This is a genomic window from Ancylobacter sp. 3268, assembly GCF_031456575.1.
GTDB lineage: Bacteria > Pseudomonadota > Alphaproteobacteria > Rhizobiales > Xanthobacteraceae > Ancylobacter.
The window spans coordinates 90,766-116,325 of sequence record NZ_JAVDUX010000005.1 but is presented as its reverse complement, the minus strand read 5'-3'; the positions used below and the strand labels follow the sequence as shown (position 1 = coordinate 116,325).

The following is a 25,560-nucleotide window of genomic DNA, read 5'->3' as shown; positions in this document are numbered from 1 at the left end:
CATGGGAGGACAGGACATGGAAACCGCGCTGCAGCGGACCCTTGCCGAGGGGCCGGCGCCGACAGCGGCCATCGCCCCGCTGGCGGTGGCGCTCGACGATATCAGCATCAGCTTCGGCATGGCCGGCGGCCCGGTCTACAAGGCGGTGGCGCCGACTTCGCTGCATGTGCGCGAAGGCGAGTTCGTCGCCATTGTCGGCCCGACCGGCTGCGGCAAGTCGACCCTGCTCAACGCCACCGCCGGCCTGTTGCGGCCGGCAGGCGGGAAGGTGAGCATTTTCGGCACGGCGCTGGACGGGCTCAACGCCAAGGCCGGCTATCTCTTCCAGCAGGATGCGCTGATGCCCTGGAAGACCGCGCTCGACAATGTGGCGATCGCGCTGGAAATCGGCGGAACCCGGCGCGCCGACGCACTGGCGCAGGCGCAGGACTGGCTGCGGAAGGTCGGCCTCGCCCGCTTCGCCGACCGCTACCCGCACCAGCTCTCCGGCGGGCAGAGGAAGCGCGTCGGCCTTGCTCAGGTGCTGGTGCGCGGCCCGAAGATCCTGTTGATGGACGAGCCCTTCGGACCGCTCGACGCCCAGACCCGCCAGATCATGGGAACGCTGTTGTTGAGACTGTGGGCGCAGGACCGCAAGGCGGTGCTGTTCGTCACCCATGACCTCGAAGAGGCGATCGCATTGTCCGACCGCGTCGTCATCATGTCGGCGGGCCCGGAAGCGCGCATCATCGGCGATTTCCCGATCGACCTCGCCCGCCCGCGCGATACCGCCGACATCCGGCTGGACCCGCGCTTCCACCAGCTGCACCGCGACATCTGGAACCAGCTCAAGGCCGAGGTCGCCAAGACCTATGGCGAGGAGATGACCTCGTGAAGATGCACCCCGCCAAGCTGCTTTTGCTGCAGATCCTCGTCGCCGTGGTCGTGCTCGCCCTCTGGCAGATCGGCGCCACCGTGCCGATCGGCGGCGACTATGTGCTGCCCGAGTTCTTTTTCTCCAAGCCGGGCGACGTCATCGCGCGGGTGGTGCAGCTGTTCGTCTCCGGCACGATCTGGAAGCATCTCTGGATCACGCTGACCGAGACCGTGCTGGCCTTCGTCATCGGCTCGATCGGCGGCGTCGTCATCGGCTTCTGGTTCGCCCGCAAGCCGATGGTCGCGGCGGTGTTCGATCCCTATGTGAAAATGGTCAATGCGCTGCCGCGCGTGGTGCTGGCGCCGATCTTCATGCTGTGGCTGGGACTGGGCATCTGGTCCAAGGTGGCGCTGGGCGTCACGCTGGTGTTCTTCATCGTGTTCTTCAACGTCTATCAGGGCGTGAAGGAAGTCAGCCCGGTGGTGCTGGCAAATGCCCGCATGATGGGCATGAACGAGCGGCAGCTGTTCCGCAACGTGTACTGGCCCTCGGCGATGTCGTGGATGTTCTCCTCGCTGCACACGGCGGTCGGCTTTGCGCTGGTGGGTGCCGTGGTCGGCGAATATCTCGGCTCGGCCGCCGGCCTCGGCTATCTCATCCACCAGGCCGAAGGGGTGTTCGACGTGACCGGGGTGTTCGCCGGCATGTTCATCCTCGCGGCCTTCGTGCTCGTCATCGACTGGGGGGTGACCCGGGTCGAGCGACGGCTTCTCGTCTGGCGGCCGCAATCCGCCAGCGAACAGAACTGAGACGTGATCCGACAAGAAACGGGAGGAAACCAAATGAAGATGCGTACCCTGCTCGTCGCGGCGAGCCTTTTGTTTCCCGCGCTCGGCGCGGCGCAGGCGGGCGAGATCGAGAAACCGAACCTCACCCTCGGCGTCGGCGGCAAGCCGCTGCTCTATTATCTGCCGCTGACGCTGGCCGAGCGGCTCGGCTACTTCAAGGAGGAGGGGCTGAATGTCGAAATCAACGATTTCGGCGGCGGCGCCAAGTCGCTTCAGGCGCTGATCGGCGGCTCGGTGGACGCCGTCACCGGCGCCTATGAGCACACCATCCGCATGCAGCAGAAGAAGCAGGACATCCGCGCGGTGATCGACCTCGGCCGCTATCCCGGCATCGTCGTCGCGGTGGCCAAGGACAAGGCCGACAGCATCAAGTCGGTCGCCGACTTCAAGGGCAGGAAGATCGGCGTGACGGCGCCGGGCTCCTCGACCTACATCCTGGTGCAGTATCTGATGGCGAAGGACAGGCTGTCGCCGGAAGAGGCCTCGTTTATCGGGGTGGGCGGCGGCGCCTCGGCAGTCGCGGCGGTGCAGAAGGGCGAGATCGACGTGATCTCCCACCTCGATCCGGTGATCTCCAAGCTGGAGGATATGGACGCGATCAAGGTGCTGGTGGATACCCGCACCACCGAGGGCACCCAGAAGGTATTCGGGGGGATGAACCCCGCCGCCGTGCTCTATTTTAAGGAAAGCTTCATCAAGGCCAATCCAAACACCGTTCAGGCGCTGACCAACGCCTTCTACAAGACGCTGAAATGGCTGGAGAAGGCGACGCCCGATCAGGTGGCGGCAACGGTGCCGCAGGAATACTGGCTCGGTGACAAGGCGCTCTACATCAAGGCGTTCAATGCTTCGCGCGAATCTTTTTCGACCGACGGCAATATCGATGAGGCGAGCATGAAGAGCGCGCTCAACCTGATCACCACGACCGATCCCAGCCTCGACGCGGCGGCCATCGATCTTTCCAAGACCTTCGACGGCTCGTTCCTCGCCAAGGCCAAAGGCCAGTAGGGCTTCCGCCGATGGCCGTGCCGTTGCATGCATCGGTGCGGCCGGGTGGTGGCGTCGTATTCAGGGCCGTCGGCCGCCGCAGATGCCGATCGTTTCGGCTCGCCGGCGTGGATCTCACCTCCGCGCCGCCATCGAGGGGCCGCGGACGCCGCGGCGCCCTCCGCCGCGCGACCGATAGGCGACCCGATGGGGAAGGTCGGGTGATCCGCTCGCCGGCGATGGCGGCATTCGACGGCTCCGCGCCGATGGTGCGCTGCTGCGCGTCGCGCGCCGCCTGACGACGGCTCGTCCCTCTCGTCAGTCGGTCCGAACCGATCGCGCCAGATGCTCGACATGGGCCATTGCGCCGTCGCTTGCCGCACTCCCGGATTTGCTCGTCCATTGGGCCGCTCGCCACTGGGACGGCGGCATGCCGGCCCAGCGCGTGAAGGCGTGATCGAAGGCGCTGTTCGCCGCGTAGGAGAGCGCTTCGGCGATGCGCCCGATCGGCAGCCGGGTCAGGGCCAGCAGCTCGCGGGCCACCGTAAAGCGGACTTCGTCCTTGATCGCCTCGAAGCTGGTGCCCGCGCGGGCGAGATGGCGCGCCAATGTGCGGCCGTTGAGCCCGAGTTCGCGAGCCACGGATTCACGATCGGCCTCGCCCAGCATCAGGCGCGGACGCAAGGCACGGCGAACCTGGGCCGCCACGTCCTCCAGATCGCCGCGGAGCGCCAGTTGGATCGCGCCGCGCAATTGCAGCCGGCGCGCCGGATTGGCGCCGGGCAGCGCCAGCGCCATGTCCCGTGCCGAAAGAACGATCCCGGTCTGCTCCTGATCGAACAGTGCCGTCGTCTTCAGCAGGTTGCGGTAGACGGGCATGTTTTCCGGCGGGCCGACGCATTCGAGCGTACGCAGAACCTGTCCCCTTCCGCCGGTAAGCGCGCGCACCATGTTGCACCCGATCGCGACGACAAGATCGTGCACCTGACGGCCATGGCCGGTCCCCGCGTCATAGAGCCCATAGCCCACGACGTAGTCGTCGCCGGCGCGTTGGAGATAGACGACCGCACCGCGTGAATAACCGATCTGCAGCCCGACATAGTCCCGGAACGCTTCGCCCAGTGTGGGCGCGCTGGCCATCATCTCGCCGATGACGCCCAGCGCCCGGTGATCGTTGCGCGCCCCGAGCAGCAGGCCGAGATGCGGACAGCCTGACACGGTCGCGCAACGTTCGAGCAGCCCGATCAGCGAAGGGTAGGGAAAGCGCGCCTCCGCATCGAGCTGGTCGGGCTCGATGCCCGAGCCGGCAAAAGCTTCATCGAGCGCGACCCCGAGTTTGCCGAGCAGGCCGGGGAGCGCGGCCACGGGCCCTACGCGCTGGGACGGGACGTTGCTCAAATCGACGGTTCCTGTCCTCAAAAAGCAAGCGGTTATCCTCTCCATAAGTTATGGCTCTGCCGTCTCGCAAGGCTGCTTTTCTTCTGACGGAAGTGAAAGTCGCGATGCGCGAACCAAGACGTCAGCTTCAAGATCTACGTGAGCGATACTGACAATATCACTTAGGTCGCGGGCTGTTCCTTTGATCATCACAGAGCCGATCCCCGATGCGCCGAATATCCATAATAGCGGTAGCATCATAAGGTCCGTCGTGACGAGAAAGCTTGAAAGGCCGTCGGTCGGCCGGAGGGAAGAATTCCAGCCGGTCTCATTCCATCAAGGAAGCATGCCATGAGGATTTCGCGCCGTGCCCTGATCGTGGGTACAACAGCTCTTGCAAGCGGCTTCGCCGCGCGCGGAGCCAATGCCTGGGATGGCCCGTTCTTCGATGTGGTCGAGGGGGCCGAGGACTTCGGCATCGCCTCGGACGCCTATGTCTATGGCTATCCGCTGGTCACGATGGAGATGACCCGTCGTGTGATGACCAATGTGGTGAAGGCCGAAGGCTCCCGTGCGCCGATGGGCACGCTGATCAAGCTGCGGACCTATCCCGACGCCACATTCCGCGACGTGACCGCGCCGAACGCCGATACGCTGTACACCACCGCCTTTTTCGATGTCGGCGCCGAGCCGTGGGTGGTGAGCGTGCCGGATATGAAGGGGCGCTATTTCCTGCTGCCCTTCCTCGATGGCTGGACCGACGTGTTCCAGGTGCCGGGCTCCCGCACCACCGGAACCGGAGCGCAGACCTATCTCGTCACCGGCCCAGGCTGGTCCGGCACGGTGCCGGACGGCATGGTGCAGCTGAAGTCGCCGACCGGGCTGGTCTGGATGCTCGGGCGCATCTACTGCACCGGCACCCCGGAGGACTACGCGGCCGTCCATGCGTTGCAGGATCAGTTCAAGCTCTTCCCGCTGAGCGCGTTCGGCAAGGACTATGCGCCGCCGGACGGCAAGGTCGATACCGCCATCGACATGAAGACCCCGGTGCGCGACCAGGTGAACGCGCTCGACGCGGCGGCGTATTTCACGCTGCTGGCCGAGCTGCTGAAGCGCAACCCGCCCTCGGCCAAGGACGCGCCGGCGCTGGAGCGCTTCAAGCGGATCGGCCTGGTGCCGGGCCAGAGCTTCGATGCCAAGTCCATGGATGCGCGCTGGGCGAAGCGGCTGCCGCAGTTCTCCTTCGATCGCATCATGCTGCATTTCAAGCTGAGCGATGGCGACGTCAAGAACATCAATGGCTGGGGCTACACCACCAAGACCGGGCTCTACGGCACCGACTATCTTCAGCGGGCGCTCGTCACCGCCATCGGTCTGGGCGCCAACCGCCCGCAGGACGCCGTCTATCCCACCTCGCTGAAGGACAAGGACGGTCGCGACTATAGCGGCGCGAACAAATACCAGCTGCGCTTCGCGGCCGACCAGCTGCCGCCGGTGAAGGGCTTCTGGTCGTTGACGATGTATGACGCGGCGATGTTCTTCGTCGCCAATCCGATAAACCGCTATTCGATGAGCATGCGCACCAACCCGAAGCTGGAGGCGGATGGCTCGCTGGTCATCTATGTCCAGAACGAGAGCCCGGGCGCCGACAAGGAGGCCAACTGGCTGCCGGCACCGAAAGACCGGTTCAACCTCATGCTGCGCCTTTATTGGCCGGACGAGAACAACCCCTCCATTCTTGATGGATCATGGGTCATTCCCGCCGTGACCAAAGTCGGCTGAACGCCTCGGCCTGCCGGCGCCACTTGCTGCGCCGGCAGGCCGTCTTCCCTTTCGCATAAGGTAGCTCGTCGTCGTTGCGCCTCCGGCCGGGCTACTCAGGTGGCGACGAGCCGATGGGCGCGGGCATCTTCGCCGGCCGATGCAGCAGGGTGAGCGACAGGAAGGCGCCGACCCAGGAGCCCACGGCCGCGAAGATCACGTAAACCCAGTTCTCGGTATAGCTGATCACCGCGAAGGACGAGAGCATGTACCAGACGCTCGACCAGTTGGCGGCGGAGAGCCGCTTGCGCGCCACTACGGCCGATGTGAACGCCACGTAGCAGGCATCTGTCGCCGCCGTGGCGACGAAGACGGCAAGCGCGACGAACGGGTCGAGGGCGAAGAAGGCAGTCAGCAGCTGTTGCATGGGCGCCCCGGGGAAGGGATCGGATGATCCGCCTCCTCATCATGCCGCAGGCCCGGAGCCGGGCAATGCGGGGCTGCCGAACACGGGCCGCTGTGCTGGGCACCGGCCGGGCCAGCAAGCGGCGTCGCGCGCCATGAGACCGATCTGCCGGTACATGGGTCACATGGCCGGGATGCTAGCTATTGCTGGCGCTGCTACCGCAGCAGAGGGGCATTCAGCCAAGAACCGGCACGAAGCGGGGCTGCGATTCCACACCGGCTGCGGCGAAACGGGCGGATTACCCGCCTTTCGCGGCCTTGAGCACCTCGTCTGCTTCGAGCGTGACCTCCCCGCCGGATTCCCGATATTTTCGCCTGGCGGCAACGTCTATTGCCGACCGGTGCTTCTCGAATCGTTCAAGGCGCTCCGACCTGTCGGCAGCTTTGCCCCCTTCCAGACGATCCAATGCGTCCCAACTGACGAGACACGAGACGATGTCGGTGTCGCCGCGGAAGAAGAAGCGGATTTTCTGCACGTCTTCCAGGTCTTCGGCCGGCTTGGCGGAATGCTCCAAGATCATGGGATCTCCTCCTGTTGCCAGAGGGCAACCCCGGAGCGCGCCAGAAGTTCATCTCCCTTTTCCGGCGCTGGCAGCGCCCTACATCCTGGAATGGAAAGGGAGTTCGCTGTGACCAAAGCCGATGATCGACGGGAAGAAGCCTACCAGGTTGCGTGGAACATGATCGATGCCGAAGGGGATGCGCGCGATGCCAAGATCGCCCGCCTGAAAAAGGCGCGGCTCGAGCGCGATGCTGTTGCACCCCCGCTTCCAGACAAAACCATCCGCCGGAGGTCAAAGGCGCCATAGCGGCTTCCGGCCGCGTCGGGTAGGTCACCTCGCGTACCGCTCCGCCGTGACGGTGATCGACGCGACCAGGCTTCCCGCCGCGTCAGAAACCTCAAGTGTGAGCCGGCCGCGGGGCGGGAAGTTGCCGTCGATGTCCCGGAGCGCCTCGCCCAACGAGGTCACGACCTCCGACCAAACATCCTCGCCGTCCACGAGATCGACCCACAGGGGCTCGGTCTGATCCGACCATTTGAACTGATAATGCGCCACGCAAGGTCCTCGCTAAGGGGGATCACGCCTCTAACGCAGCCGACTTCAACCGGTTTCCGGCTTGCGCTAATAGGCAGGCCAGAACCTCACCGCCGCGTGAGGATGAGCGAGGCGGTGACAGGTCGTCGTGACGAGAGGGAGTGGGGAGCGATGCGGAACCTTGAGATCAATGCGCGCCGGCTCTGCGCCATTGACGTGGCCGCAATGGGTTATCCGAGGGAGGAGGCAGCTGCGCTGGTGGACCGTTTTTGGCCGGTGATCGCCAACGAGATCCGCGGCGGGGTCGTGCTGCAGGGCGAGTGGCCCTTCACCGCGGAGGAGATCGCCAAACTCGACGCCGATTACCGCGCGCTCCGCAAAAGAGGCTAGGCACGAACGCCCGCTCCCTCGGCGGCGGCCACCACCGCGCCTCGAACCGTCCCGACCGTTGCCGACGCCTAGCTCGCCGAGGCCAAACCTGCCTGCAACCCCGCGCGTGTCACCGACAACAACGGTGCGCGACCTCGGCACCGGACCGCGATGAAGACTGGGCCGCTCTTCAATAGGACGGCGGGTCGCTGGCCGGAAACGATTCGTCCGCGGCCTGATCGACCTTGTCCCAGGCGCGCGGAGGGTTTGTCATGTTTTCCGGCCCAGCATCGCGTGGGGCGCCGGCGGCTGAGCCGGCATAGCTCAGTTTGGACTGGCGATGCATATACAGTAGTGCGCCGCTCATGGCTGCGAGCGTCATCAAAGGAAATAGCCTCACGGATGCCTCCTGTAGCGAATCAGCCGAAAATTATATTTCGAACTACTCTTTCGTGTGACGCGGCGGCCTGAGATTACTTGAACACGTCGCTCATCGCGCCAAGAGCGGATCATCAAGCGCGCAACGGCACGCCGATCGGCAGCCGCGTCAGTCCTGGTGTTGCGCTCCCCACCAGACGCCCAGCACGAAGCCCGCGACACCGCCCAGCAGAAGGCCCTGAACCGGGGATAGGCGGGAGGACACGGCGTCGTTGCTGCTCTGCAAGGCCCGCTCGGTCCGATCCTTGATAAAGGAAGCCGCCTCCTCCACCGCTTTCACGGCACCGTCTATGGCCCCGCGATAGGCATCGGGCTGATGTTTCGCGACCAAAGGATCAGCGGATGAAGGAAGGTCGTTATTGATGCTCGACATCAAGGTACTCCCTGCTTGCTGGTCGGTAGGGGAGGGGCGTCGCGGCTGGTGACCTGCGACGCCCCGCGCCGAAGCGTGTTCGGGCGATGCCGGATCCCGCTCAGGCAGCCTTCTTCGCTTTGACGTTGGCAACCTTGTCGGCGAGGCCCGACAAGGACTTGTCGGTCTTCGTCTCTTCCTGCAGCGTCGCATCGAGCAGCGCCACGGCGTCCTTCAGCCCGAGGTTCTGTGCCCAGCGCTTCAGGGTGCCGTACCGGCTGATCTCGTAGTGCTCCACGGCCTGGGCGGCGGCGGCAAGGCCCGCATCCAGAGCCGGCTCGCCCTTGAATTCCTCGAGAATTTCTTCGCCTTCTTCGAGGATGCCGTCGATGGCCGGGCAGGTCTTGCCCTGGGGCCGCTTTCCAATGAGTTCGAACACCTGCTGCAGCCGCTCGATCTGCCCTTCCGTCTCATCGCGATGCAACTCGAACGCCGCTTTCAGTTCAGGAGACTGGGCGCCACGTGCCATCTTCGGCAGCGCCTTCAGAATCTTGCGCTCGGCGTAGTAGATGTCTTTCAGGGTGTCGTGAAATAGGTTGTCGAGGGTTTTCTCGGCCATGATGCTCTCCTGTGTAACGTCCGCATCCGGAGAACAGAGAGCCGAGCCGTTCGTTCCCACGCTCGCTAAATCGCGGGGGTTAGCACCGCACGCCGACATGCCGCAGATCGCGTGACCGGGACGATCCGACAGATCGGGAGATCGCCTCCCGCTACCATGACAGCATGCGCCGGCCGATCAATGCGCCGGCCGCCGTGACGAAGCCGATGGCCAGTCCGTACCAAGCGAGCACGAAGAGCGGCGAATCATCGACACAGTGCAACGCATAGAGCGCCGCGCCGAGGCTGCCCGCCAGCGCCCCGGCGGCCGCCCCCGCCAGCGCGGGATGTTCCGGCGCGCCGCGTTTCAGGCCGAGAAGCGCCGCCGCCAGCACGGGTGCGGCCATCAGCGTCACCAGCACGAGGCAATAGGCGGCGTTGTGGCCGATGAGGCCGGGCATCCAGCTCCGCGCCGGCGTGACCATGAGTTCGGCAGCCACCCCGCCGGCCAGCGCACCCGCGGGGATGAGCAGCGACCAAGCCAGAATCCGCGCATCGGCGCCCGGACGCACCAGACGCAGCGCCAGCCAGACCGATGCGGCGGCGAGCGACAATGTCACCGCGAATTTCAGGAGCACGCGCGGTTCCGCCAGCAGCCAGGGCATGCCCGCACGCGGCGCGAGGATCAGAACGAACAGCGCCGCTCCGCCGGCCAGCCCGACGCCGAGCGCGAGACCAAGGCCGCTCTCCAGGCTCCGTTCGCGCCGGGTATCGGAGGCAAGGCCGCGTATGAGGTCGTCCGTCTTCACGTCATCCTGTCCTTCATTCGCCGGATTTCAGCCGCGCCGAGAGGCTGGCGAAGGCGCGGTGCAGCGTCACCCTGACGGCGCCCTGTGTCATCTTCATGCGCTCGGCGGTCTCACCGACAGAGGCACCCTCCACCGCGATCGACCGTATCACCGAGCGCTGCTTGTCCGGCAGCAGCGCCAGATGACGCTCCACATCTTCCGCCTCGGTGCCCGGGCGTTCGTCGGGCGCCGCCAGCAGCTCGGCGAAATCTTCCACCGGCACTTCGGTCCGACGCCCGCGCCGACGCAGATGGTCGATCAGCTTGTTGCGCGCAATGGTGCGCAACCACGGGCCGAGCGGATCGCCCGGCCGCCAGGTATGTCGCTTCAGATGCACCGCCAGCAGGGTTTCCTGCACCACATCCTCGCCCTCGCCCGTCGGCGCGCCCATCTGCCTGAGCCGCCGCTCGACTGCGGAACGTAGCGTCGGCGCGATCTCGCGCAGCAGCCGCTCATAGGACGACCGATCGCCGTCAAGCGCCGCCTGCATGAGCTGCATCCAGCGCCGCTCGCGATCATCCATCAACACGTTCCCGAAGGTAAGTTCGCCGGCTACCAGCCGATCGTTACAGCCCGCGCAGCGGAGCGGAGGAAATTTTTGCCGCGGCATATTTCTTCGCCCGCCAATGTAACGCAATGGCGAATGCGTCCGAAAGAGAGGAAGGCACCGGCGGTCTGGTCCTCGGTGCCAAGGCCACTCTCACGGAGGATGTCTCCATGACCACCAAGACGAAATTCGCCGCCACCCTCGCGGGCTCGCTCGCTGCCGCACTCGGCATGGTGGCCAGCGCCGCCGCCGCTCCGGCCGCCCCGCAGCCGAACATGGACAAGTGCTACGGCGTGTCGCTCGCCGGTCAGAATGACTGCGCCGCCGGTGCCGGGACCACCTGCGCCGGCACCTCGAAGGTGAACTACGACGCCAAGGCCTGGAAATATGTCGCCAAGGGCACCTGCGAGACCATCAAGACCCCGAAGGGCATGGGTCATCTGAAGGCCATGTGACGACGATCCCGCGAACCGGAGGGTGCTTTAGGCGCCCTCCGCACCCTATGCAGGAGGCTCTCATGACGACGAAACTGCCGATCGGCGCAGGTGTCGGCTTTAAACCCGAGCATTTCGACGCCATCCTTGCCGATCCCTCCGCCCCCATCGCCTTCCTCGAAATACATGCCGAGAACTATATGGGCGCCGGCGGCCGGCCGCATGCACAGCTCGCCGCGCTGCGCGAGCGTTCTGCGCTTTCCATCCATGGCGTCGGGCTGTCGATCGGCGGCGAGGCCGCGCTCGACAGGGCACATCTGGCGCGGCTGAAGGCGCTCATCGAGCGCTACCGACCCGAGAGTTTTTCCGAACATCTCGCCTGGTCCTCCCATGGCGGGGCGTTCTTCAACGATCTTCTGCCGCTGCCCTATACGCCGGCGACCCTGTCGCGGGTCGCGGACCACGTCGCCGAGGTGCAGGATGTGCTCGGCCGCCGCATGCTGCTGGAAAACCCTTCGACCTATGTGCGCTTCGAGGAAAGCACGATCGGCGAGTTGGATTTCCTTGCCGCCCTGGTGGCGCGTACCGGCTGCGGCCTCCTGCTCGACATCAACAACGTCTTCGTCTCGGCGGTGAACCACGGCACCGATGCCCGCGCCTATCTCGCGGATTTTCCTTTCGAGGCGGTCGGCGAAATCCATCTCGGCGGCCATGACGAGGACGCCGACGAGACCGGCGCGCCGCTGCTCATCGACGCTCATGGCAGCCCGGTGGCCGATCCGGTCTGGACGCTGTTCGACGAGGTGATCGCCCGCACCGGCCCGCTGCCCAGCCTGATCGAGTGGGACAATGACGTGCCCGTCTGGCCGGTACTCCGTGCCGAAGCCGCCCGCGCCTGCGCCCTACTGCAACGCCATTCCCGCAGCGCGGCGGCTTGACCATGGACGGCCTTACCCCTTTCGCGCAGGCACTGACGGCGCCGGATCGCCGCGCGCCGCCCGGGCTTGCCGGCCCGGTTGCGCGCCGCTTCTCGGTCTATCGCAACAATGTCGCGGTCGGCCTGATCCGGGCGCTGGAGGCGCGGTTTCCCGCGCTGCTGGCGCTCACCGGCGAGGAATATTTCCGGGCGATGGCGCGGGAGTTCACGCTGGCCCGGCCACCGGCCTCGCCCTTGCTCATGAGGTTCGGGGATGATCTGCCCGACTTCATCGCCGGCTTCGCGCCGGCGGCGGAGCTGCCTTACCTCGCCGACATCGCCCGCATCGAGATCGCGCGCAGCCGCGCCTATCATGCGCCGGACCTGCCGCGGATCGGCGCCGATGCGTTCACTGCGGCGCCACCCGACATAGACAGGGTGTGCGTCGAGATGCACCCGGCGGTCGCGGTGATACGGTCGGCGCATCCCGTCTGGACCATTCTCGCCATGACGAGCGGTTGGCAGCCTGCCGCCGCCATCGACGACTGGCAGCCGCAGGCGGTGCTGGTCGATCGCCCCGAACTCGACGCCATTGTTCGTCCGATCACCGTCGGGACCGCGCTCTTCCTTGAGGCTATCGATGCCGGCGAGCCGCTCGGCGCCGTAGCGGCCAGGGCGGCAGAGACGCCGGAATTCGACCTGCCCGCCGCGCTCGCCACCCTCATCGGCGAAAGGCTTGCGACCCGCATCCAGACCTCCGCTGGAGATATGTCATGACCGCCATCAATCTCCCCGCTTCGGCGGCGAGCCTGTCCTCCACCCTGCTGCACCTGCGCAAGCGGCTCGACGCCGTTCCACTCTCCCTCGTGCTGCTCTGCGCCCGAATCTTCCCCGCCGCGGTGTTCTGGCAGTCCGGCCAGACCAAGGTCGATGGCTGGAAGGTCACGGAGGGCGCGGTCTTGTTGTTTCAGGAGGAGTACCGGCTGCCCTTCGTCGATCCATGGATCGCGGCGCACCTTGCCGCTTTCGCCGAACACTTCTTTCCGGCGCTGCTGGTGGTTGGGCTCGCCACCCGGCTCTCGGCTCTTGCATTATTCACGATGACGGCCGTGATCGAGATCTTCGTCTATCCCGATGCCTGGCCGACCCATGGCGTGTGGGCAACATGTTTCCTGCTGCTGATGGTGCGGGGTCCCGGCGCCTTCTCGCTCGATGCTGCGATCGCGCGGCACTTGCGTTCGTAATGGCGCAGGTCGGCCGACGCGCCACGCGCTGAAGGAAAGGGATGGGATTTCGCTGCCGATTCCTCGGCCGCCACGTCCTGGCCGCCCATTCCTTGGCCGCCACGTCCTCGCCGCCACGTCCGGCCCATCCTATTCGACAAAAGCGCAGGCGCTTACGCATCGACAACCCGGAAGGCTTCGCCCATGCTGCCCCCGCTTTGGCAGTGAGGAGAAGACCATGAAGTCTTTCGGCACATCGAAACTGGTGGCCGCTCTTGCGGGCGTCGCGCTCATGACCGGGCTTGCGGTCGCCCAGACGCCGACCTTCTTCCGCATCGGCACCGGCGGCACGGCGGGCACCTATTATCCGGTGGGCGGCCTGATCGCCAACGCGATCTCCGGCAATGGCGGCAAGGGCGTGCCCGGCCTCGTGGCCACGGCCATCGCCTCGAACGGATCGGTCGCCAACGTCAACGCCATCCAGTCGGGAGCGGCCGAATCCGGCTTCTCCCAATCCGATGTGGCGAGCTGGGCCTATACCGGCACCGGTCTCTACGAGGGCAAGCCGAAGGTCGAGGATCTGCGCATCATCGCGACGCTCTATCCCGAGACCATTCATCTCGTCGCCTCCAAATCTGCCGGCATCAAGTCGGTCAAGGATCTCAAGGGCAAGCGCGTAGCGCTGGACGAGCCCGGCTCCGGTACGCTGGTCGATGCCCGCATCGTGCTCGCCGCCTATGGGCTGACCGAGAAGGACATCAAGCCGGAATATCTCAAGCCCGGCCCGGCCGGCGACCGTCTGCGCGACGGCGCGCTCGACGCCTTCTTCTTCGTCGGCGGCTATCCCACCGGCGCGATCTCGGAACTTGCCTCCTCCTCGGGTATCGAACTCGTGCCGATCGCCGGGCCGGAGGTCGAAAAGCTGCTCGGCGCGTACAAGTTCTTCGCCAAGGACAAGGTGCCGGCCGACGCCTATAAGGGCGTCGGTGCGACCGATACCATCTCGGTCAACGCCCAGTGGCTCACCAGCGCCAAGCAGCCGGACGAGCTGATCTACAACATCGTCAAGACGTTGTGGAACGCCGATTCCCGCGCCGCGCTCGATGCCGGCCATGCCAAGGGCAAGATGATCACCCTGCAGAACGCCACCAACGGCCTTGGCATTCCGCTGCATCCCGGTGCCGAGAAATTCTACAAGGAAGCCGGCGTTCTCAAGTGATCCTCGGCGCGGGGCAGTAATGGTGGACAAGAACGAGCGCGCCGCTCCGGCGGGCGGGGATTTTCGGCTCGACGAACTCGACGAGGCGAAAGTCCGTGAGCTGGAAGAAAAGTTCGATCCCGAAATCCGCTTCCGGCCGCTGGCGCCGGGAGCGGGCTATCTCGTTGGCGGGCTGCTCGTCGTCCTGTCGCTGTTCCATTACTACACGGCCGGCTTCGGCCTGCTGCAGGAGACCATGCACCGGGGCATCCATCTGTCCTTCGTGCTCGGCCTCGTCTTTCTCGTCTTCCCGGTGACGCGGCGCGGCTATACGCAGCCGGCGCGCGCCAGTTGGCTGCGTCCGCTCGGCATCGGCCTGCCGGACTGGATCCTGGCGACCGTCGCCGTGGTCGCGGTGATGCACATCCCGCTGATCCCGCTCGACGATCTGGCCTTCCGGGTCGGCAATCCCACGACGCTGGACGTCGTACTCGGCGGTCTGCTCATTCTCGCGCTCTTGGAGGCGACGCGCCGCTCGCTCGGCGTGCCGCTGCCGATCATCGCGCTGCTGTTCATGGGCTACGCGATCTGGGGGCCGTACATGCCGGGGATATTGGTGCACCCCGGCGCCAGCTTCTCCCAGCTCGTCGATCACCTCTATCTCACCACGCAGGGCATCTATGGCGTCGCGCTCGGCGTTGTCGCGACCTACGTCTTCCACTTCGTGCTGTTCGGTGTGTTCGCCACGCGCATCGGCCTCGGCCAGCTGTTTCTCGACTGCGCCGCCTGGATCGCCGGGCGCTATGCCGGCGGGCCGGCGAAGGTCTCGATCTTCGGATCGGCGCTGTTCGGGATGATTTCCGGCTCCTCGGTCGCCAACACGGTGACCGTCGGCTCGCTGACCATCCCGGCGATGATCCGCCTCGGCTACAAGCGCCATTTCGCAGCGGCGGTGGAGGCGACGGCCTCGACCGGCGGGCAGATCACTCCCCCGATCATGGGCGCGGCGGCGTTCCTGATGATCGAATTCCTGAACCTGCCCTACACCACGATCATACTCGCGGCGATCGTGCCGGCCTTCATGCATTTTTTCGGCGTGTTCATCCAGGTGCATTTCGAGGCCAAGCGCAACGGCCTGCGCGGCCTCAAGCCCGAAGAGATGCCCGACGTGAAGGCGGCGCTGAAGCGCGACTGGCCGACCGCCATCCCGCTGGTGGTGCTGATCGCCATCCTGCTCATGGGCTACACGCCCTATCTCGCCGCCTTCTGGGGCATCACGCTGTGCATCGCGGTGGGCCTGCTCAATCCGCGCAACCGGATGAGCCTCACCGACATCGCCGAGGGGCTGCGCGACGGCGCGAAATATGCGCTGGCGGTCGGCGCGGCGGCGGCCACCGTCGGCATCGTGGTCGGCGTGGTCACGCTCACCGGCGTTGGCTTCAAGGTGTCGTTCATCGTCACGTCGACGGCCTCGGCCATGGCGAGCTGGGCCTCCACCGTGCTGCCCGCCTATCTCGCCTCGCCGCAGGGTTTGACGCTGCTGTTCACGCTGATCATGACCGGCGCGGTCTGCATCCTGATGGGCTGCGGCATCCCGACGACGGCCAATTACATCATCATGGCGACCATTGCCGCGCCGGCGCTCGGCCTGCTCGGCGTCGAGCCGATCGTCGCGCATTTCTTCGTGTTCTATTACGGCGTCCTGGCGGACATCACGCCGCCCGTTGCGCTCGCCGCCTATGCGGCGGCAGGCATGGCGAATGCGGATCCGTTCCGCACGGGGAATACCGCGTTCCGGCTCGGATTGGGCAAGGTGCTGGTGCCGTTCGTCTTCGTGTTCTCGCCCTCGCTGCTCCTCGTCACCAAGGGCTTCAACTGGCCGGACTTCTTCCTTGCCTTTGCCGGCTGCGCGATCGGCATCACCTGCCTCGGTGCGAGCATCGCCGGCTGGATGCTGACCACCTTGAGAGCATGGGAGCGGCTGGTGCTGGCGGTCGCGGCGATGCTCCTGGTCGCACCCGAGCTCTATTCGTCGCTCCTCGGGCTGGTGATGATCGCGCCCGTCCTGCTCGTGCAGTGGCGGAGAAGCTCCGAACCGCTGACCGCGCGCGAACCGGCCTAAAGCAGAGGTCGGGGCTGCCCGCTCCGGGCAGCAGCCGTCATGGTATCGCGAACGGATCATTCTCTTGTTGGTCGCTCGCGGCCCGACAGGGCCTCCGGCCGTTCGCCTTGTTATGGCTCGTCTCGCTCGGGATGGACGTGGCGGTGGCGATGCACATACGCGTGTTCATGGATTTCTGCCGCCACCAGGCGTCCATATCGCACCAACATTGCGCGTGTCGCCAGCTGCGCGACGAACGCGTCGTCATGCGAGACGAGGAGCAGCGCGCCCTCATATTCGTGGAGCGCTTGCCGCAGCCGCTGCCCGTTCTCGGCATCGACGCCATTGGTGGGCTCGTCGAGCATCAGCACGTCCGGCTTCATGGCGAGCAGCCCCGCCAGGCAGACCAGGCGCTTCTCACCTCCCGAAAGACGATGATTGATCCGTTCGGCGAGCGGGGCGATTCCGAGGCGTTCGAGCGCGGACATCGCCTGGCCGCGGGCCTCTTCCTCGCTGCAACCGAGATTGAGCGGACCGAAGGCGACATCCTCGAGCACGGTCGGGCAGAACAACTGGTCGTCGCTGTCCTGGAACAGAAAGCCGATGCGTGGACGAATCTTGCGGAAGTCGCGCTCGGTCGTGCACGCCTCGCCGAACAGGCGGATGCGGCCGGCACCGATGGGCTCCAACCCGATGATGCTGCGCAGCAGGGTTGTTTTGCCGGCGCCGTTCGGTCCGATCAGGGCGAGGCGCTCGCCATGCGACAGCGTGAGATCGACGCCGGTCAGCACGGTCTTTCCGGCGCGGGTGACGGTGAGGTCGATGAGATCGATGAGCGTGTTCATAACCGGTCGATCACCAAAGCCAGGAGAGCCGCGCCCGAAACCAGCGCGAAGGCGACCCAGTCGCGTTGTCGCGGCGAGGCAAGCGACGAATAGGGATAATGCCCGGCATAGCCGCGGCAAAGCATGGCCTCCTCGACACGGGAGGCGCGTTCGAGCGCCCGCACGAGGATCATCCCGAGCAGATTGCCGTAGCTGTTCCAGGTGTGCCGGTTGGAGCGGGGATGGAAGCCGCGCGCGCGCATCGCCTCGCCCAGGCGGCGCGCCTCTTCGCGAAGGAGGGTGGCGTAGCGGGCTGTCGTCACGAACAGGCGGCAGAGCCGCTCCGGCACGCCCAGGGCACGCAGCGCCGCACCGAGCCGTTCCGGCTCGAGGTCGCCGAGAAGCACCAGCAGTACCAGCACCGAAGCCGATACTTTGAGCGCGATGAGTCCGGCGCGCCAGAGGCCGGTGCCGCTCACGCTCAGCGGTCCGATGGTGGCGATGCTCGGGCCCGCCACGGTAAAGGGCAGGGTCGCGAACAGGAGCAGCAGGAAGCCCTCGACATGCAGCAACCGGCGCCAAAGCCGCGGATCGGGTCGATTGAGCAGCGCGACGAGAGCCGCGACGACGAGGGCGGCGGCGGCGACCGGCAGTGTCTGCAACAGCGAAATGGCCGCGACGGCGACGACCGCCGCCACGAGGCGCAGCCGGGGATCGCCGGGCGCGGTCAGCGACGCCCCCGCCGCGCCCAGAGGCCGATGCCGGCGAGCCCGATGATCAGAAACACGCCGGACATCGCATCCGTGTAGCGCAAGCGGGAATCCATGACCTCCATGCGCTCCATCAGCGGCTCGATCTCTCTCTGCACGGCGACGGAGACCAGCGCCGCCAGCCGGGCGTCGTCGCCCGCCGGGACGAGCGGGGTGCCGGCCGGCGCGGCTGCCGCAGGCGGCGCAGCGGCCGCCCCGGTCGTGAAACGCTCCGCCGACAGCGTCGCGGACGCAATGTGCGCCTCCTGCGTGTCGACCGTGACGGTCACATCCGTCTCCACGGCGGGTGGAAGATCGAAGGCGAAGCGGCCTTCGGCATCCGTCCGGCCGGAGGCGAGGACGGTGCCGGCGGGATTCTTCGCCACCCATGGGCTGCCGTCCGGCCGCCCGCCGCCGATGAAGAAGGCATAGCCGCGGACGGAGGCGCCCTCGACGGTGGCGAACACCTTCAGCTTGTGTGCCGCCGCCGGCGACACGGCCGCGAGTGCGATCAGCAGCGCGACGGACAGCCGCCTCATGGCGCCACCGGTCGCAACGCGTCCGGTTGCACGCGGGCGAGGAACGCCACGATCGTCGCGGTGACGAACCCCTCCCCGATCATCAGCGGCACATAGGTCGCGACCAGCACGGTGGCGACGGGCGTGTAATCCGAGGAGGAGAGGGCAAGCGACAGCGCCACGAGCAGGCCGGTCCCGGCGACGGAAAGCACGCCGACGAGGCCGGCCAGGGCTGCGCGGGTCGTGGCGTGACCGGCCTTGCGTAGCGCCGGTCCGAGCAGCAGGGCGGACAGCACCCCCGGCAGGGCGATGTTGACGGTGTTGACGCCGAGGGTCGTCAACCCGCCGAAGCCGAACAACAGCGCCTGCAGCAGCAGCACGACCAGCACCGCCGGAAAGGCGGCGACGCCGAGCATGATGCCCATCAGCCCGCTCATCAGCACATGCACGCTGGACGGCCCCACGGGAATGGAGACCAGCGAGGCGACGAAAACCGCCGCGGCGAGGAGGCCGGCCCGTGGAATGAGGCGATCGTCCAGGCGGCGCAGACCCAGCCCGACTCCCGCGGCGGCGATGGCGGCGCCAGAGATCAGTACCGGCACGGACAGGATGCCGTCGGGAATGTGGGCCATGCGGGTCGCTCAGCGCGCGGTGGGCATGTCGGTCGCCTTCACCCAGATGAGGCCGCCCTCCTCGATCGGGACATCCTTGCCGTCCGGTGACTTGCCCGGCTCATCGCCTTCGACCAGCGCGGCGAAGCCCCACCAGCCGCCACGCGGCATGGCATAGGAAAACGTCCCGTTCGCATCGGCCTTGATCACCTGCGTGATGAAGGCATCGTTCGGGGCTTTCACCGTGCCGTCATTGACGAACTCGACTTCGACCTCGGCGAAGGGCACCGGCTTGCCCTGCTTCAGGACGACGCCGGAGAAGAGGTTTCCGGTCCACAGCCCGGTCGGCCGGGTGAGCGGACGGATCTCGACCGGCAGCCCTACCAGCTCGTCCCACCCTTCGCCGGAGGCGAATCCGTCGACGAGCACCTTGGCGTAGTGAATGATCAGCTTGTTTTCGGCGGGCTCGAAATAGGATTGCGGCTCGACATAGAAGATCGCGGCGCCCGGTTCGTTTACATCATGCGTGAGGGTCCAGCCGGCGGATCCGCCAGCGGGCTTCTCGGCAAGCGCGGCCGAAAGATCGGTCTGCCGGCCGGCCGAGAGCACGCCCACCCGCACCGGCCGCTTCATCTCCATCACCGGACCACCCTCGAAGGGGTGCGTGAACGTCATGTCGATCGTCACCTTGCCGCCTTCGGGAACGACGTCGGCGGAAGGAATGATCTCCTGGAAATGGGCGAGCGCCGGCGCGGAACCGAGCATCAGGCACGCGGCGCACCGGCCGAATATGGCAAGAAGATCCTTCACGGCGCCTCTCTGTATGAAATTCTGTATAATAGATCATACCCACATGCCGCCAAGGCGGGCAAGCCAGCGGCCCCGGGTTTCGTTGTACGGCGTCCGATGTCGGCCTATCCTGCGGCGAGGATAGGAGCGGCCGCGCATGCATCGGACCACCATCGCCATCGACGACGATCTCGCCGCGGCGCTCGACGCCTATATGGAGAGCACCGGTGCGGCCAATCGTTCGGAGGCGATCCGCGATCTGGTACGCCGTGGCCTGTCCGCCCGCCGCGAGGCTCCAGCCGACGCGCATTGCGTCGGCGTCGTCAGCTGCGTAATCGACCAGTCCGTCCGCAACCTCGCGGCCCGTGTCCCACGGGGGCGCCTCGACCGGCATGACGAGACGGTCGCCGTGCTTTCGGCCCCGCTCGACCACACCACCTCCATCGACGTGATGCTGATGCGCGGACATGTCGGCGAGGTCTCGGCCTATGCCGAGGCGCTGTTCGCCGAGCGTGGCATCCTGCACGGCGCCCTCAGCCTCGTTCCGGTGGCCGAGGAGCGCTCGTCGCATGCGCATCCGCAAGGCTCGACCCATGAGCACAGCCATCTGAAGGTTCTGAGCGGATTCTGAGCCGGGCCATCCTTCATACGCAGGCGACAGCGGGAGCCGGCGCGAGATACGAACGCGCCTACGCCCCGAGCCAACCCGGCGAGTATGTGTCCGGCCGGCTCACCGGCTCCATCAATCTCGCCAGCGGGCGCTTCGCCATGATCAACGACGGTCTTGGCTTCCAGCTCGTGCCTTGGCAGCCCGTGCTGGAGAGGCAGATCGGCCGGCACATCTCCGGTGTCTCCCGCGACGGCGGCGTCGAGTGGAGCCTTGGACGGAAGCGCGGGCTGGGGCTTTAGACCTCGCTGCCCGGCGGTGGCGGCATCTCCAGATCTGGATCGGCCGGCAGCGGCGCGAAGGGATCGGTCTCTGGGAACAGCTTGCGCTCGCGCAGCCAATCGCCAAACGAGGCGGGATCGAGCGCACGCTCCAGTTCGCTAAGGCGCTGGCGCGCCCAACTCAGCATGCGCCGCGTCTCGGCATCCTCGATATTCGCCGCCCACGCGATCCAGGAGCGCAGTTGTTCGGCCTTGCGGCCCATCTCGACGATCTCGTCGAGCAGTTCGTCGCGTTCCTCCTCGCGCTTCGTGCGCGCCTCTGTACGCGTCCGGTTTTCCTCCGCGCGGCGGCGGAGGCGTGCGTTGCGCTCATCTTTGAGGCGGTCATCACGCCGGTAATCGATCCAGCCATGGAGTTCCTCGATGATAGAGTCGAGTTGGGCCTCCAGGGTCGCACGGCTGTTGTCCCGCCAGTTGCGTCGGCGCAGGTCCATGCTCCAGGCTTCAATGGAGATCGTCAGCTCACCGGTCGGGATATAATCGAACTCGGGATATTGGCGTTCGTAGGTGAAATCCCAATCACGGTAGCGAGCCGAGCGCCGATAGCGTTCCTCCGCCTTCAACTCATCGACCGTCGGATCGTGCTTTCGGCGCTTTATCGTCTCCGCCAGGATGAAGGGCACCTTGTCGACGCCCCGGCGCACTTCGACGTGCTTGCCCGCGAGGGTGCAGGAAATTTCCCGCGCCTCCATCCCGCGCGCGATGCTGTCGAGAATGAAGATCGCCCTCTCGACCGAACCGGCTCCCAGTCGCATAGACAGCAGGCCTTCCCCGCTAATCGCGATGATGCCGTCATGATCCGGCTTGGCGCGGCGCAGCGTATGGGCGGTCAGCGATACGGCCGTGTGGGGTTTGTCGATCCGGCTCCACTCGATCGTCCGTGTGCTCGGCTCTCGTGGCTTCATCAGCCGGCGCGGTGCGATCGCTGCCTTGCGCGCGCTTTCGAGGCGCTCCTCGATGACGGGATCTGATGGGCTCGTCGGATCGAGGCTGATGAGTTCGACAGCAGGATCGACCGAAGAGGCAAAGATTGTCTGCCTAGGCTTCTTGCCGGCCGCTCGGTCACGCCAATAGGCCGCTGTCGGCAGCGGCACACGATGCTGGACGCAGAGATCCCTGAGCCGCCAATGCGATAAACCAAGCTTGGCAGCGACGGCCTCAAGCGGCTCGGCCCAAACGAGATCATACATCTCGCGGCGGGTGACATGGGCGATCATGGGGATATGCGAGCAACGTCAACGGGGAGCCTGCATCTATCCCCGTTCGATGACACTCCGGCGGCCGACCAACGCCGTTCACAAGAAAAGGGCTTCCGCGCCGAACCAGTAGGCCGGTCCGTCGCAGCCGCGTCAAGGCTGGCGCTTCGCGCCACCGCTCACGCGGCTACGGCCTTGACCCAGCCGCGGCAGACCCGGCAGGAGCCCTTGCAGGCTTCGGATGGAAAAGTCGGCTGCCCTTTCCTCGGCGGACATGCCGTGACGGTTGCCAACCAATATGAGCGATTCCCGGCTGCCTAGAGTCCACATCCTTTGGTGGTAATCGCGCACTTATGGTCTGACGACAAGCGCGTCGAATTGGGCGAGGGGTCGAGCGCTATTCAGCGCAGAAGATCCGGAGTTGAACCCCTACAGACTGGCAGGCTGAATATGTCGAGAGCACCAGGTGATAGAATTGGAGGACGTGCGGCTCGGGCTGGGGTTTAGCGAACTCGACCTTGAGCTTGGCAAGCGACAGCATGCCGCCCGAACAGACCAGCCAGATGGCCCGGTTGGTCGTCGGAGCCGCACGTAGACGTTGGAAGGCATTGCGGAAAGCCTTCGATCCGCGGCCGTGTCGCTTGCGATCGACCGTCTGGGTAATGGGCGGATTGCGCGTTGACAGTCGCCAATGGCCGTCGAACCGGGTTTGGCTGCCCGGCAGGACGACCCCATCGCTTTTCATATAGGCGAGATTTTTGAGACCTTGCGCGCAGACGTCGTAAAAGGCTGACGCCGACACGCCGGGATTGCCGCTTTTCCATTTGCCTGCAACGGCCACCGCCGCCGGACTAGCCGATGTCTCATCTAGGCCGAGGAAGTCGCCAACCTCGTCCTGAAGATCGTCGCACACCAGATCAGGAAAACTCCGCCCGAACAGCGCCGGGCCACGGTCGGGCCTGAGCGCCTTGTCGAGAAACTCAAACAACGAGCCGTCGGACCAATTATCGACATGCCCTTCGACCAGCGCACCCTTTTCCGACGCCACCGCGCCGAGACCGGGGATCGCGGTGATCAAATCAAGCACAAGATTCGCAGCACCCTTTGGATCGGCGAGGTCGAGGTCGAGCCGGTAAAAATCGCCGCTGACATATGTGTGTGTGAGATCTTGGGTGATAATCCGGAATGGCTGCAGTTGATTCAAGCGACGGGTTAGAGAGACCTTCGGATTGTCCTTCGTCTTGATCCGGCTTAGGCCGGGCGAGACGAGCCAATATTTACCTTTCTTGGCGTTCCAGTCGATCCAGACCGGATGCTCCTCTCCATCGACATGCAGGAGGAAGCGGAACCGCGCGGGTGCCTTGGGGTCGGCATCCTCCTCGACTGCGACACATAGATCCTCGATCCTGACCGCCGCAGTCTGCCCCTTCGCGACAAACTGATCGCCCATCTCGACCATGTCGATGAGGATGTTGAGTGGCGTCGTGTCCGCCGGCACCATGTCGGGAGCGGCGAAGCGGGTGAAGAGCGATGCTGTCCGGGCGGCGGCGTCGAGCTGCGCATCGACCGTGCCGCACCAATCTGCATATTGCTGCGCGGTCAGCTCATTGCCCTTTCCGTCGCGCACGCGCGATCGCGAAAAGCCAACCGCCCGGCGGATCCCATCCTCGGCCGCCTTGGGGTGAATATAGCCGGTCGCTCGTGTCACGACGTTGAGGTGCTCGCCCATGAACACGCCCGACCGATCGAGCGAGCGTGCCGACAGACTGCGCGATCGCAGCGCCAGCGGCCCAAGATCGGTGTTTTTGACGCTCATGAAAGAAATGATGTTGTCGTGCCCATCGGGTAGAAGGGCGCGCAAGGTCTTGGCGTTGACGCGAGGACCGATGCCATCGAGTTCGTTGATCCAGAGACCGGCGCTGTCGAAGAAGAAGAGACGTTTGTTCTTTTTCGCATAGATCGTCGCCTCGAGGCTCGGCGCCTGAAACAGGCTGCCCGACAGGAACGGTGATGGAGTCAGCCGAAGCGTGATATGATAGCGGCATGTGCCGTCGGCGGTTTGACCGGTGAGCGCTTCGTGGCGATCCTCGCGAGTGAGTTCGGCCTTGATTGCCATTTGGAGCTCGTCCAGATCGAGATCTGGCTCGATCGTGAAGGCGACCGCCGCGCTCGGGAAGCGCAGGTCGTCATGGAGAGCGGGATCGTCGAGATCGGGTCGTTCGCGGAAGCGCCCCATAACATAGTCGAGGGTCGGCAGGGCTGCGATCAGGTTTTCCAGGATCGTCGCGTCGTTGCGTACGAACGGCTTGTTGCCATTCGCCTTCGAGGCTGCGTCAAAGGCGAGGAAGCTGCTCCATTCGTTGGCGATGTTACGACCCTTGGGCGCGAGGACATAGGCGGCCGGCGCGGCTTCGCCGATCGCCCCCGGATGGCGGATCAGCCTGCCAATCTGCTGGACCAGCATGCGCGTATTCGTGAACGGCTCGTAGAGCGCGAGCATCGTGCAACGGGGATCGTCGATTCCTTCGATTAGCATGAACTGGTGGACGAGAAAGCGTTCGGCCCGCGCCGACAGGTCCCTCGGCACCGCGTCGAAAATGCCTTCATCGGGCCGCTCGCGGAAATTGTGATGGATTGCGAGGACCCCGTCGGCGCGACCAGCAAGCCCCGCGGTCAGTGCTTGGTGCATTTCGGTGACTGACTCCTCGCTGTCGCAGCGCACAATCACCTTGTTGGCAGCCGTGAAACGCCCTTCGGCCACAAGCGCGTCGACCCTGGCGATTAGCGCCGGGGCATAGTCGTCCGGCGACAGGGGCAATGGCTGTTCGTCGATTTCGACCCCACGGATGAGACCCTGATTGACCGCGTCGGCAAAGCCGAGAAAATGGATATGGCCGTCATCGACATCGAAGATCTTGAGATCGCCCCGAAACGGCGTGGCACTGAACAGCACAGTAGGTACAGCAAAACCACGGACGACGCGCGCCCAGCTAGGTGCAGGCTCGCGATGCCCCTCGTCGAACAGTATCGTGCCGATGCGGCCATGGAGCTGATCGATCTTGCCGTCCGCGTCGATCTGCTGGATGGCCTGCACGGTACCGACCACGATGATCCGCTCGCCACCATGACCGTCGAGGCGCTGCGCGAGGCTCTCGATATCACTCGGCAGAACATTCCAAACCCGGTCCGGCTTCCAGGCCGGGTTGGCGCCGATCTTATCCCAGAAGCGGTACTCGAACTGGGCGATGAGCTGCTCGACCAAGGCCGCCGAGGGGCAGACGACTAGCACCGGCCGGACCCGAGCGCGTTGGCGAGCTATCGTCGCCATCACGCCGGTTTTGCCGGTGCCTGTCGGCATATTGACGAGGCATGCGCGGGCGCTCGCCGACGCGAAGTAAGCTTCGACCGCGTCGAGTGCCGCATGCTGATGCGGCCACAGCGAAAGCGCGTTCCTGGATAGTTCGCCATCAAGCAAATCGCGCGCTCCCCCAGTAGCGGATCGGCTGGTTCTGTTTCGGTGACCAGCTATAGCTGCCGTTGCATCGCTAGCTGCACCCGCGTCACGCCCGTA

The 25,560-nt window shown here is 65.6% G+C and carries 29 protein-coding genes and 1 pseudogene; 14 read left to right on the top strand and 16 right to left on the bottom strand.

All coding sequences use genetic code 11. The features are described 5' to 3' along the window. Window positions 1-118: 118 nt before the first annotated feature. From J2X65_RS08670 to J2X65_RS08660, 3 genes are read left to right on the top strand one after another with little or no spacing between them, the layout of a single operon-like run. Window positions 119-874 carry an ABC transporter ATP-binding protein gene (locus J2X65_RS08670; protein ID WP_310200728.1) on the top strand — a complete coding sequence of 252 codons (756 nt, stop codon included), beginning with the start codon at window positions 119-121 and terminating at the stop codon, window positions 872-874. A gap of 2 nt (window positions 875-876) precedes the next feature. Next, a complete protein-coding gene (locus tag J2X65_RS08665; protein WP_310200727.1) occupies window positions 877-1,665 on the top strand; it encodes an ABC transporter permease in 789 nt (262 codons plus the stop codon). Between the two features lie 33 nt (window positions 1,666-1,698). Continuing rightward, window positions 1,699-2,712: an ABC transporter substrate-binding protein gene (locus J2X65_RS08660; RefSeq protein ID WP_310200294.1), complete on the top strand. Its 1,014-nt coding sequence runs from the start codon at window positions 1,699-1,701 to the stop codon at window positions 2,710-2,712. Between the two features lie 297 nt (window positions 2,713-3,009). On the opposite strand, the gene J2X65_RS08655 is transcribed toward J2X65_RS08660, so the two are convergent. Next, window positions 3,010-4,056, bottom strand: a complete 1,047-nt coding sequence (locus J2X65_RS08655; protein ID WP_310200293.1) for an AraC family transcriptional regulator ligand-binding domain-containing protein — start codon at window positions 4,054-4,056, stop codon at window positions 3,010-3,012. A 363-nt stretch (window positions 4,057-4,419) separates the two neighbouring features. On the opposite strand from J2X65_RS08655, the gene J2X65_RS08650 reads away from it, so the two are divergent. After that, complete coding sequence (locus J2X65_RS08650; RefSeq protein ID WP_310200291.1) at window positions 4,420-5,850, top strand: DUF1254 domain-containing protein; 1,431 nt, start codon at window positions 4,420-4,422, stop codon at window positions 5,848-5,850. Between the two features lie 91 nt (window positions 5,851-5,941). On the opposite strand, the gene J2X65_RS08645 is transcribed toward J2X65_RS08650, so the two are convergent. Continuing rightward, window positions 5,942-6,256: a hypothetical protein gene (locus tag J2X65_RS08645; protein ID WP_310200289.1), complete on the bottom strand. Its 315-nt coding sequence runs from the start codon at window positions 6,254-6,256 to the stop codon at window positions 5,942-5,944. A 277-nt stretch (window positions 6,257-6,533) separates the two neighbouring features. Beyond that, a complete protein-coding gene (locus J2X65_RS08640) occupies window positions 6,534-6,815 on the bottom strand; it encodes a DUF1488 family protein (RefSeq protein ID WP_310200288.1) in 282 nt (93 codons plus the stop codon). A 108-nt stretch (window positions 6,816-6,923) separates the two neighbouring features. Here J2X65_RS08640 and J2X65_RS08635 point away from each other — a divergent pair, with 108 nt between their 5' ends. Beyond that, window positions 6,924-7,103 (top strand): hypothetical protein, encoded by a 180-nt coding sequence (locus J2X65_RS08635; RefSeq protein ID WP_310200286.1) that lies wholly within the window; start codon window positions 6,924-6,926, stop codon window positions 7,101-7,103. A 24-nt stretch (window positions 7,104-7,127) separates the two neighbouring features. On the opposite strand, the gene J2X65_RS08630 is transcribed toward J2X65_RS08635, so the two are convergent. Next, window positions 7,128-7,352, bottom strand: a complete 225-nt coding sequence (locus tag J2X65_RS08630) for a DUF6894 family protein (RefSeq protein WP_310200284.1) — start codon at window positions 7,350-7,352, stop codon at window positions 7,128-7,130. Between the two features lie 150 nt (window positions 7,353-7,502). On the opposite strand from J2X65_RS08630, the gene J2X65_RS08625 reads away from it, so the two are divergent. Beyond that, a complete protein-coding gene (locus J2X65_RS08625; protein WP_310200282.1) occupies window positions 7,503-7,721 on the top strand; it encodes a hypothetical protein in 219 nt (72 codons plus the stop codon). 169 nt (window positions 7,722-7,890) lie between these two features. Here the strand turns inward: J2X65_RS08625 and J2X65_RS08620 are convergent, their stop codons facing one another. The 5 genes from J2X65_RS08620 to J2X65_RS08600 form a co-directional block, all read right to left on the bottom strand. Further along, window positions 7,891-8,082, bottom strand: coding sequence for a hypothetical protein (locus J2X65_RS08620; protein ID WP_310200280.1), 192 nt, complete (start codon window positions 8,080-8,082; stop codon window positions 7,891-7,893). Window positions 8,083-8,247: 165 nt separating this feature from the next. Further along, window positions 8,248-8,511: a hypothetical protein gene (locus J2X65_RS08615; protein WP_310200279.1), complete on the bottom strand. Its 264-nt coding sequence runs from the start codon at window positions 8,509-8,511 to the stop codon at window positions 8,248-8,250. Window positions 8,512-8,611: 100 nt separating this feature from the next. Further along, window positions 8,612-9,112 (bottom strand): DUF892 family protein, encoded by a 501-nt coding sequence (locus tag J2X65_RS08610; protein ID WP_310200726.1) that lies wholly within the window; start codon window positions 9,110-9,112, stop codon window positions 8,612-8,614. Between the two features lie 148 nt (window positions 9,113-9,260). Beyond that, window positions 9,261-9,896 carry a DUF1109 domain-containing protein gene (locus J2X65_RS08605; RefSeq protein WP_310200278.1) on the bottom strand — a complete coding sequence of 212 codons (636 nt, stop codon included), beginning with the start codon at window positions 9,894-9,896 and terminating at the stop codon, window positions 9,261-9,263. A 13-nt stretch (window positions 9,897-9,909) separates the two neighbouring features. Continuing rightward, window positions 9,910-10,458 carry a sigma-70 family RNA polymerase sigma factor gene (locus J2X65_RS08600; RefSeq protein ID WP_310200277.1) on the bottom strand — a complete coding sequence of 183 codons (549 nt, stop codon included), beginning with the start codon at window positions 10,456-10,458 and terminating at the stop codon, window positions 9,910-9,912. A gap of 194 nt (window positions 10,459-10,652) precedes the next feature. Here J2X65_RS08600 and J2X65_RS08595 point away from each other — a divergent pair, with 194 nt between their 5' ends. The 6 genes from J2X65_RS08595 to J2X65_RS08570 all read left to right on the top strand — a co-directional run bounded on the left by J2X65_RS08595 (window position 10,653) and on the right by J2X65_RS08570 (window position 16,375). Further along, complete coding sequence (locus J2X65_RS08595; RefSeq protein WP_310200276.1) at window positions 10,653-10,937, top strand: DUF2282 domain-containing protein; 285 nt, start codon at window positions 10,653-10,655, stop codon at window positions 10,935-10,937. A 62-nt stretch (window positions 10,938-10,999) separates the two neighbouring features. Continuing rightward, window positions 11,000-11,854 (top strand): DUF692 family multinuclear iron-containing protein, encoded by an 855-nt coding sequence (locus J2X65_RS08590; protein ID WP_404977684.1) that lies wholly within the window; start codon window positions 11,000-11,002, stop codon window positions 11,852-11,854. A 2-nt stretch (window positions 11,855-11,856) separates the two neighbouring features. Beyond that, complete coding sequence (locus J2X65_RS08585; RefSeq protein WP_310200274.1) at window positions 11,857-12,609, top strand: DNA-binding domain-containing protein; 753 nt, start codon at window positions 11,857-11,859, stop codon at window positions 12,607-12,609. Continuing rightward, complete coding sequence (locus tag J2X65_RS08580) at window positions 12,606-13,076, top strand: DoxX family protein (protein ID WP_310200273.1); 471 nt, start codon at window positions 12,606-12,608, stop codon at window positions 13,074-13,076. The genes J2X65_RS08585 and J2X65_RS08580 overlap by 4 nt, the downstream gene beginning before the upstream one ends. A 217-nt stretch (window positions 13,077-13,293) precedes the next feature. Then, window positions 13,294-14,274, top strand: a complete 981-nt coding sequence (locus J2X65_RS08575) for a TAXI family TRAP transporter solute-binding subunit (protein ID WP_310200271.1) — start codon at window positions 13,294-13,296, stop codon at window positions 14,272-14,274. Window positions 14,275-14,293: 19 nt separating this feature from the next. Further along, window positions 14,294-16,375: a TRAP transporter permease gene (locus J2X65_RS08570; RefSeq protein ID WP_310200270.1), complete on the top strand. Its 2,082-nt coding sequence runs from the start codon at window positions 14,294-14,296 to the stop codon at window positions 16,373-16,375. A 110-nt stretch (window positions 16,376-16,485) separates the two neighbouring features. Here the strand turns inward: J2X65_RS08570 and J2X65_RS08565 are convergent, their stop codons facing one another. From J2X65_RS08565 to J2X65_RS08545, 5 genes are read right to left on the bottom strand one after another with little or no spacing between them, the layout of a single operon-like run. Then, window positions 16,486-17,199, bottom strand: a complete 714-nt coding sequence (locus tag J2X65_RS08565; protein WP_310200269.1) for an ABC transporter ATP-binding protein — start codon at window positions 17,197-17,199, stop codon at window positions 16,486-16,488. Beyond that, on the bottom strand, window positions 17,196-17,909 hold the full coding sequence (gene cbiQ, locus J2X65_RS08560) for a cobalt ECF transporter T component CbiQ (protein ID WP_310200725.1): 714 nt from the start codon (window positions 17,907-17,909) through the stop codon (window positions 17,196-17,198). Before cbiQ ends, J2X65_RS08565 begins: the two co-directional genes overlap by 4 nt. Then, on the bottom strand, window positions 17,906-18,466 hold the full coding sequence (locus tag J2X65_RS08555; protein ID WP_310200267.1) for a cobalamin biosynthesis protein CbiL: 561 nt from the start codon (window positions 18,464-18,466) through the stop codon (window positions 17,906-17,908). Before J2X65_RS08555 ends, cbiQ begins: the two co-directional genes overlap by 4 nt. Beyond that, window positions 18,463-19,077 (bottom strand): cobalt transporter CbiM, encoded by a 615-nt coding sequence (cbiM, locus tag J2X65_RS08550; RefSeq protein WP_213352832.1) that lies wholly within the window; start codon window positions 19,075-19,077, stop codon window positions 18,463-18,465. The genes J2X65_RS08555 and cbiM overlap by 4 nt, the downstream gene beginning before the upstream one ends. Before the next feature lie 9 nt (window positions 19,078-19,086). Next, window positions 19,087-19,821 carry a DUF4198 domain-containing protein gene (locus tag J2X65_RS08545; RefSeq protein ID WP_310200724.1) on the bottom strand — a complete coding sequence of 245 codons (735 nt, stop codon included), beginning with the start codon at window positions 19,819-19,821 and terminating at the stop codon, window positions 19,087-19,089. A gap of 181 nt (window positions 19,822-20,002) precedes the next feature. On the opposite strand from J2X65_RS08545, the gene nikR reads away from it, so the two are divergent. Together nikR and J2X65_RS08535 are read left to right on the top strand one after the other, a co-directional pair. Next, on the top strand, window positions 20,003-20,476 hold the full coding sequence (gene nikR / locus J2X65_RS08540; protein WP_310200263.1) for a nickel-responsive transcriptional regulator NikR: 474 nt from the start codon (window positions 20,003-20,005) through the stop codon (window positions 20,474-20,476). 74 nt (window positions 20,477-20,550) lie between these two features. Then, window positions 20,551-20,754 (top strand): annotated as a pseudogene (locus J2X65_RS08535) (DUF3363 domain-containing protein); the annotation flags it as partial. Here J2X65_RS08535 and J2X65_RS08530 read toward each other — a convergent pair. Both J2X65_RS08530 and J2X65_RS08525 read right to left on the bottom strand, forming a co-directional pair. After that, window positions 20,751-22,010, bottom strand: a complete 1,260-nt coding sequence (locus tag J2X65_RS08530; protein WP_310200261.1) for a hypothetical protein — start codon at window positions 22,008-22,010, stop codon at window positions 20,751-20,753. The pseudogene J2X65_RS08535 and the gene J2X65_RS08530 overlap by 4 nt on opposite strands. A 376-nt stretch (window positions 22,011-22,386) precedes the next feature. Next, window positions 22,387-25,464 carry a DEAD/DEAH box helicase family protein gene (locus J2X65_RS08525; RefSeq protein ID WP_310200259.1) on the bottom strand — a complete coding sequence of 1,026 codons (3,078 nt, stop codon included), beginning with the start codon at window positions 25,462-25,464 and terminating at the stop codon, window positions 22,387-22,389. Window positions 25,465-25,560: the final 96 nt, after the last annotated feature.

Excerpts from the sequence above, each read along its gene's own strand:
- J2X65_RS08640 (WP_310200288.1), bottom strand. The coding sequence starts at position 6,815 with ATGATCTTGGAGCATTCCGCCAAGCCGGCCGAAGACCTGGAAGACGTG.
- J2X65_RS08665 (WP_310200727.1), top strand. The coding sequence starts at position 877 with ATGCACCCCGCCAAGCTGCTTTTGCTGCAGATCCTCGTCGCCGTGGTC.
- J2X65_RS08555 (WP_310200267.1), bottom strand. The coding sequence starts at position 18,466 with ATGAGGCGGCTGTCCGTCGCGCTGCTGATCGCACTCGCGGCCGTGTCG.
- J2X65_RS08670 (WP_310200728.1), top strand. The coding sequence starts at position 119 with ATGGCCGGCGGCCCGGTCTACAAGGCGGTGGCGCCGACTTCGCTGCAT.
- J2X65_RS08570 (WP_310200270.1), top strand. The coding sequence starts at position 14,294 with ATGGTGGACAAGAACGAGCGCGCCGCTCCGGCGGGCGGGGATTTTCGG.
- J2X65_RS08575 (WP_310200271.1), top strand. The coding sequence starts at position 13,294 with ATGAAGTCTTTCGGCACATCGAAACTGGTGGCCGCTCTTGCGGGCGTC.
- J2X65_RS08530 (WP_310200261.1), bottom strand. The coding sequence starts at position 22,010 with ATGATCGCCCATGTCACCCGCCGCGAGATGTATGATCTCGTTTGGGCC.
- J2X65_RS08625 (WP_310200282.1), top strand. The coding sequence starts at position 7,503 with ATGCGGAACCTTGAGATCAATGCGCGCCGGCTCTGCGCCATTGACGTG.
- nikR (WP_310200263.1), top strand. The coding sequence starts at position 20,003 with ATGCATCGGACCACCATCGCCATCGACGACGATCTCGCCGCGGCGCTC.
- J2X65_RS08620 (WP_310200280.1), bottom strand. The coding sequence starts at position 8,082 with ATGACGCTCGCAGCCATGAGCGGCGCACTACTGTATATGCATCGCCAG.
- cbiM (WP_213352832.1), bottom strand. The coding sequence starts at position 19,077 with ATGGCCCACATTCCCGACGGCATCCTGTCCGTGCCGGTACTGATCTCT.
- J2X65_RS08660 (WP_310200294.1), top strand. The coding sequence starts at position 1,699 with ATGAAGATGCGTACCCTGCTCGTCGCGGCGAGCCTTTTGTTTCCCGCG.
- J2X65_RS08615 (WP_310200279.1), bottom strand. The coding sequence starts at position 8,511 with ATGTCGAGCATCAATAACGACCTTCCTTCATCCGCTGATCCTTTGGTC.
- J2X65_RS08645 (WP_310200289.1), bottom strand. The coding sequence starts at position 6,256 with ATGCAACAGCTGCTGACTGCCTTCTTCGCCCTCGACCCGTTCGTCGCG.
- J2X65_RS08590 (WP_404977684.1), top strand. The coding sequence starts at position 11,000 with ATGACGACGAAACTGCCGATCGGCGCAGGTGTCGGCTTTAAACCCGAG.
- J2X65_RS08565 (WP_310200269.1), bottom strand. The coding sequence starts at position 17,199 with ATGAACACGCTCATCGATCTCATCGACCTCACCGTCACCCGCGCCGGA.
- J2X65_RS08545 (WP_310200724.1), bottom strand. The coding sequence starts at position 19,821 with ATGCTCGGTTCCGCGCCGGCGCTCGCCCATTTCCAGGAGATCATTCCT.
- J2X65_RS08650 (WP_310200291.1), top strand. The coding sequence starts at position 4,420 with ATGAGGATTTCGCGCCGTGCCCTGATCGTGGGTACAACAGCTCTTGCA.
- J2X65_RS08600 (WP_310200277.1), bottom strand. The coding sequence starts at position 10,458 with ATGGATGATCGCGAGCGGCGCTGGATGCAGCTCATGCAGGCGGCGCTT.
- J2X65_RS08580 (WP_310200273.1), top strand. The coding sequence starts at position 12,606 with ATGACCGCCATCAATCTCCCCGCTTCGGCGGCGAGCCTGTCCTCCACC.
- J2X65_RS08595 (WP_310200276.1), top strand. The coding sequence starts at position 10,653 with ATGACCACCAAGACGAAATTCGCCGCCACCCTCGCGGGCTCGCTCGCT.
- J2X65_RS08585 (WP_310200274.1), top strand. The coding sequence starts at position 11,857 with ATGGACGGCCTTACCCCTTTCGCGCAGGCACTGACGGCGCCGGATCGC.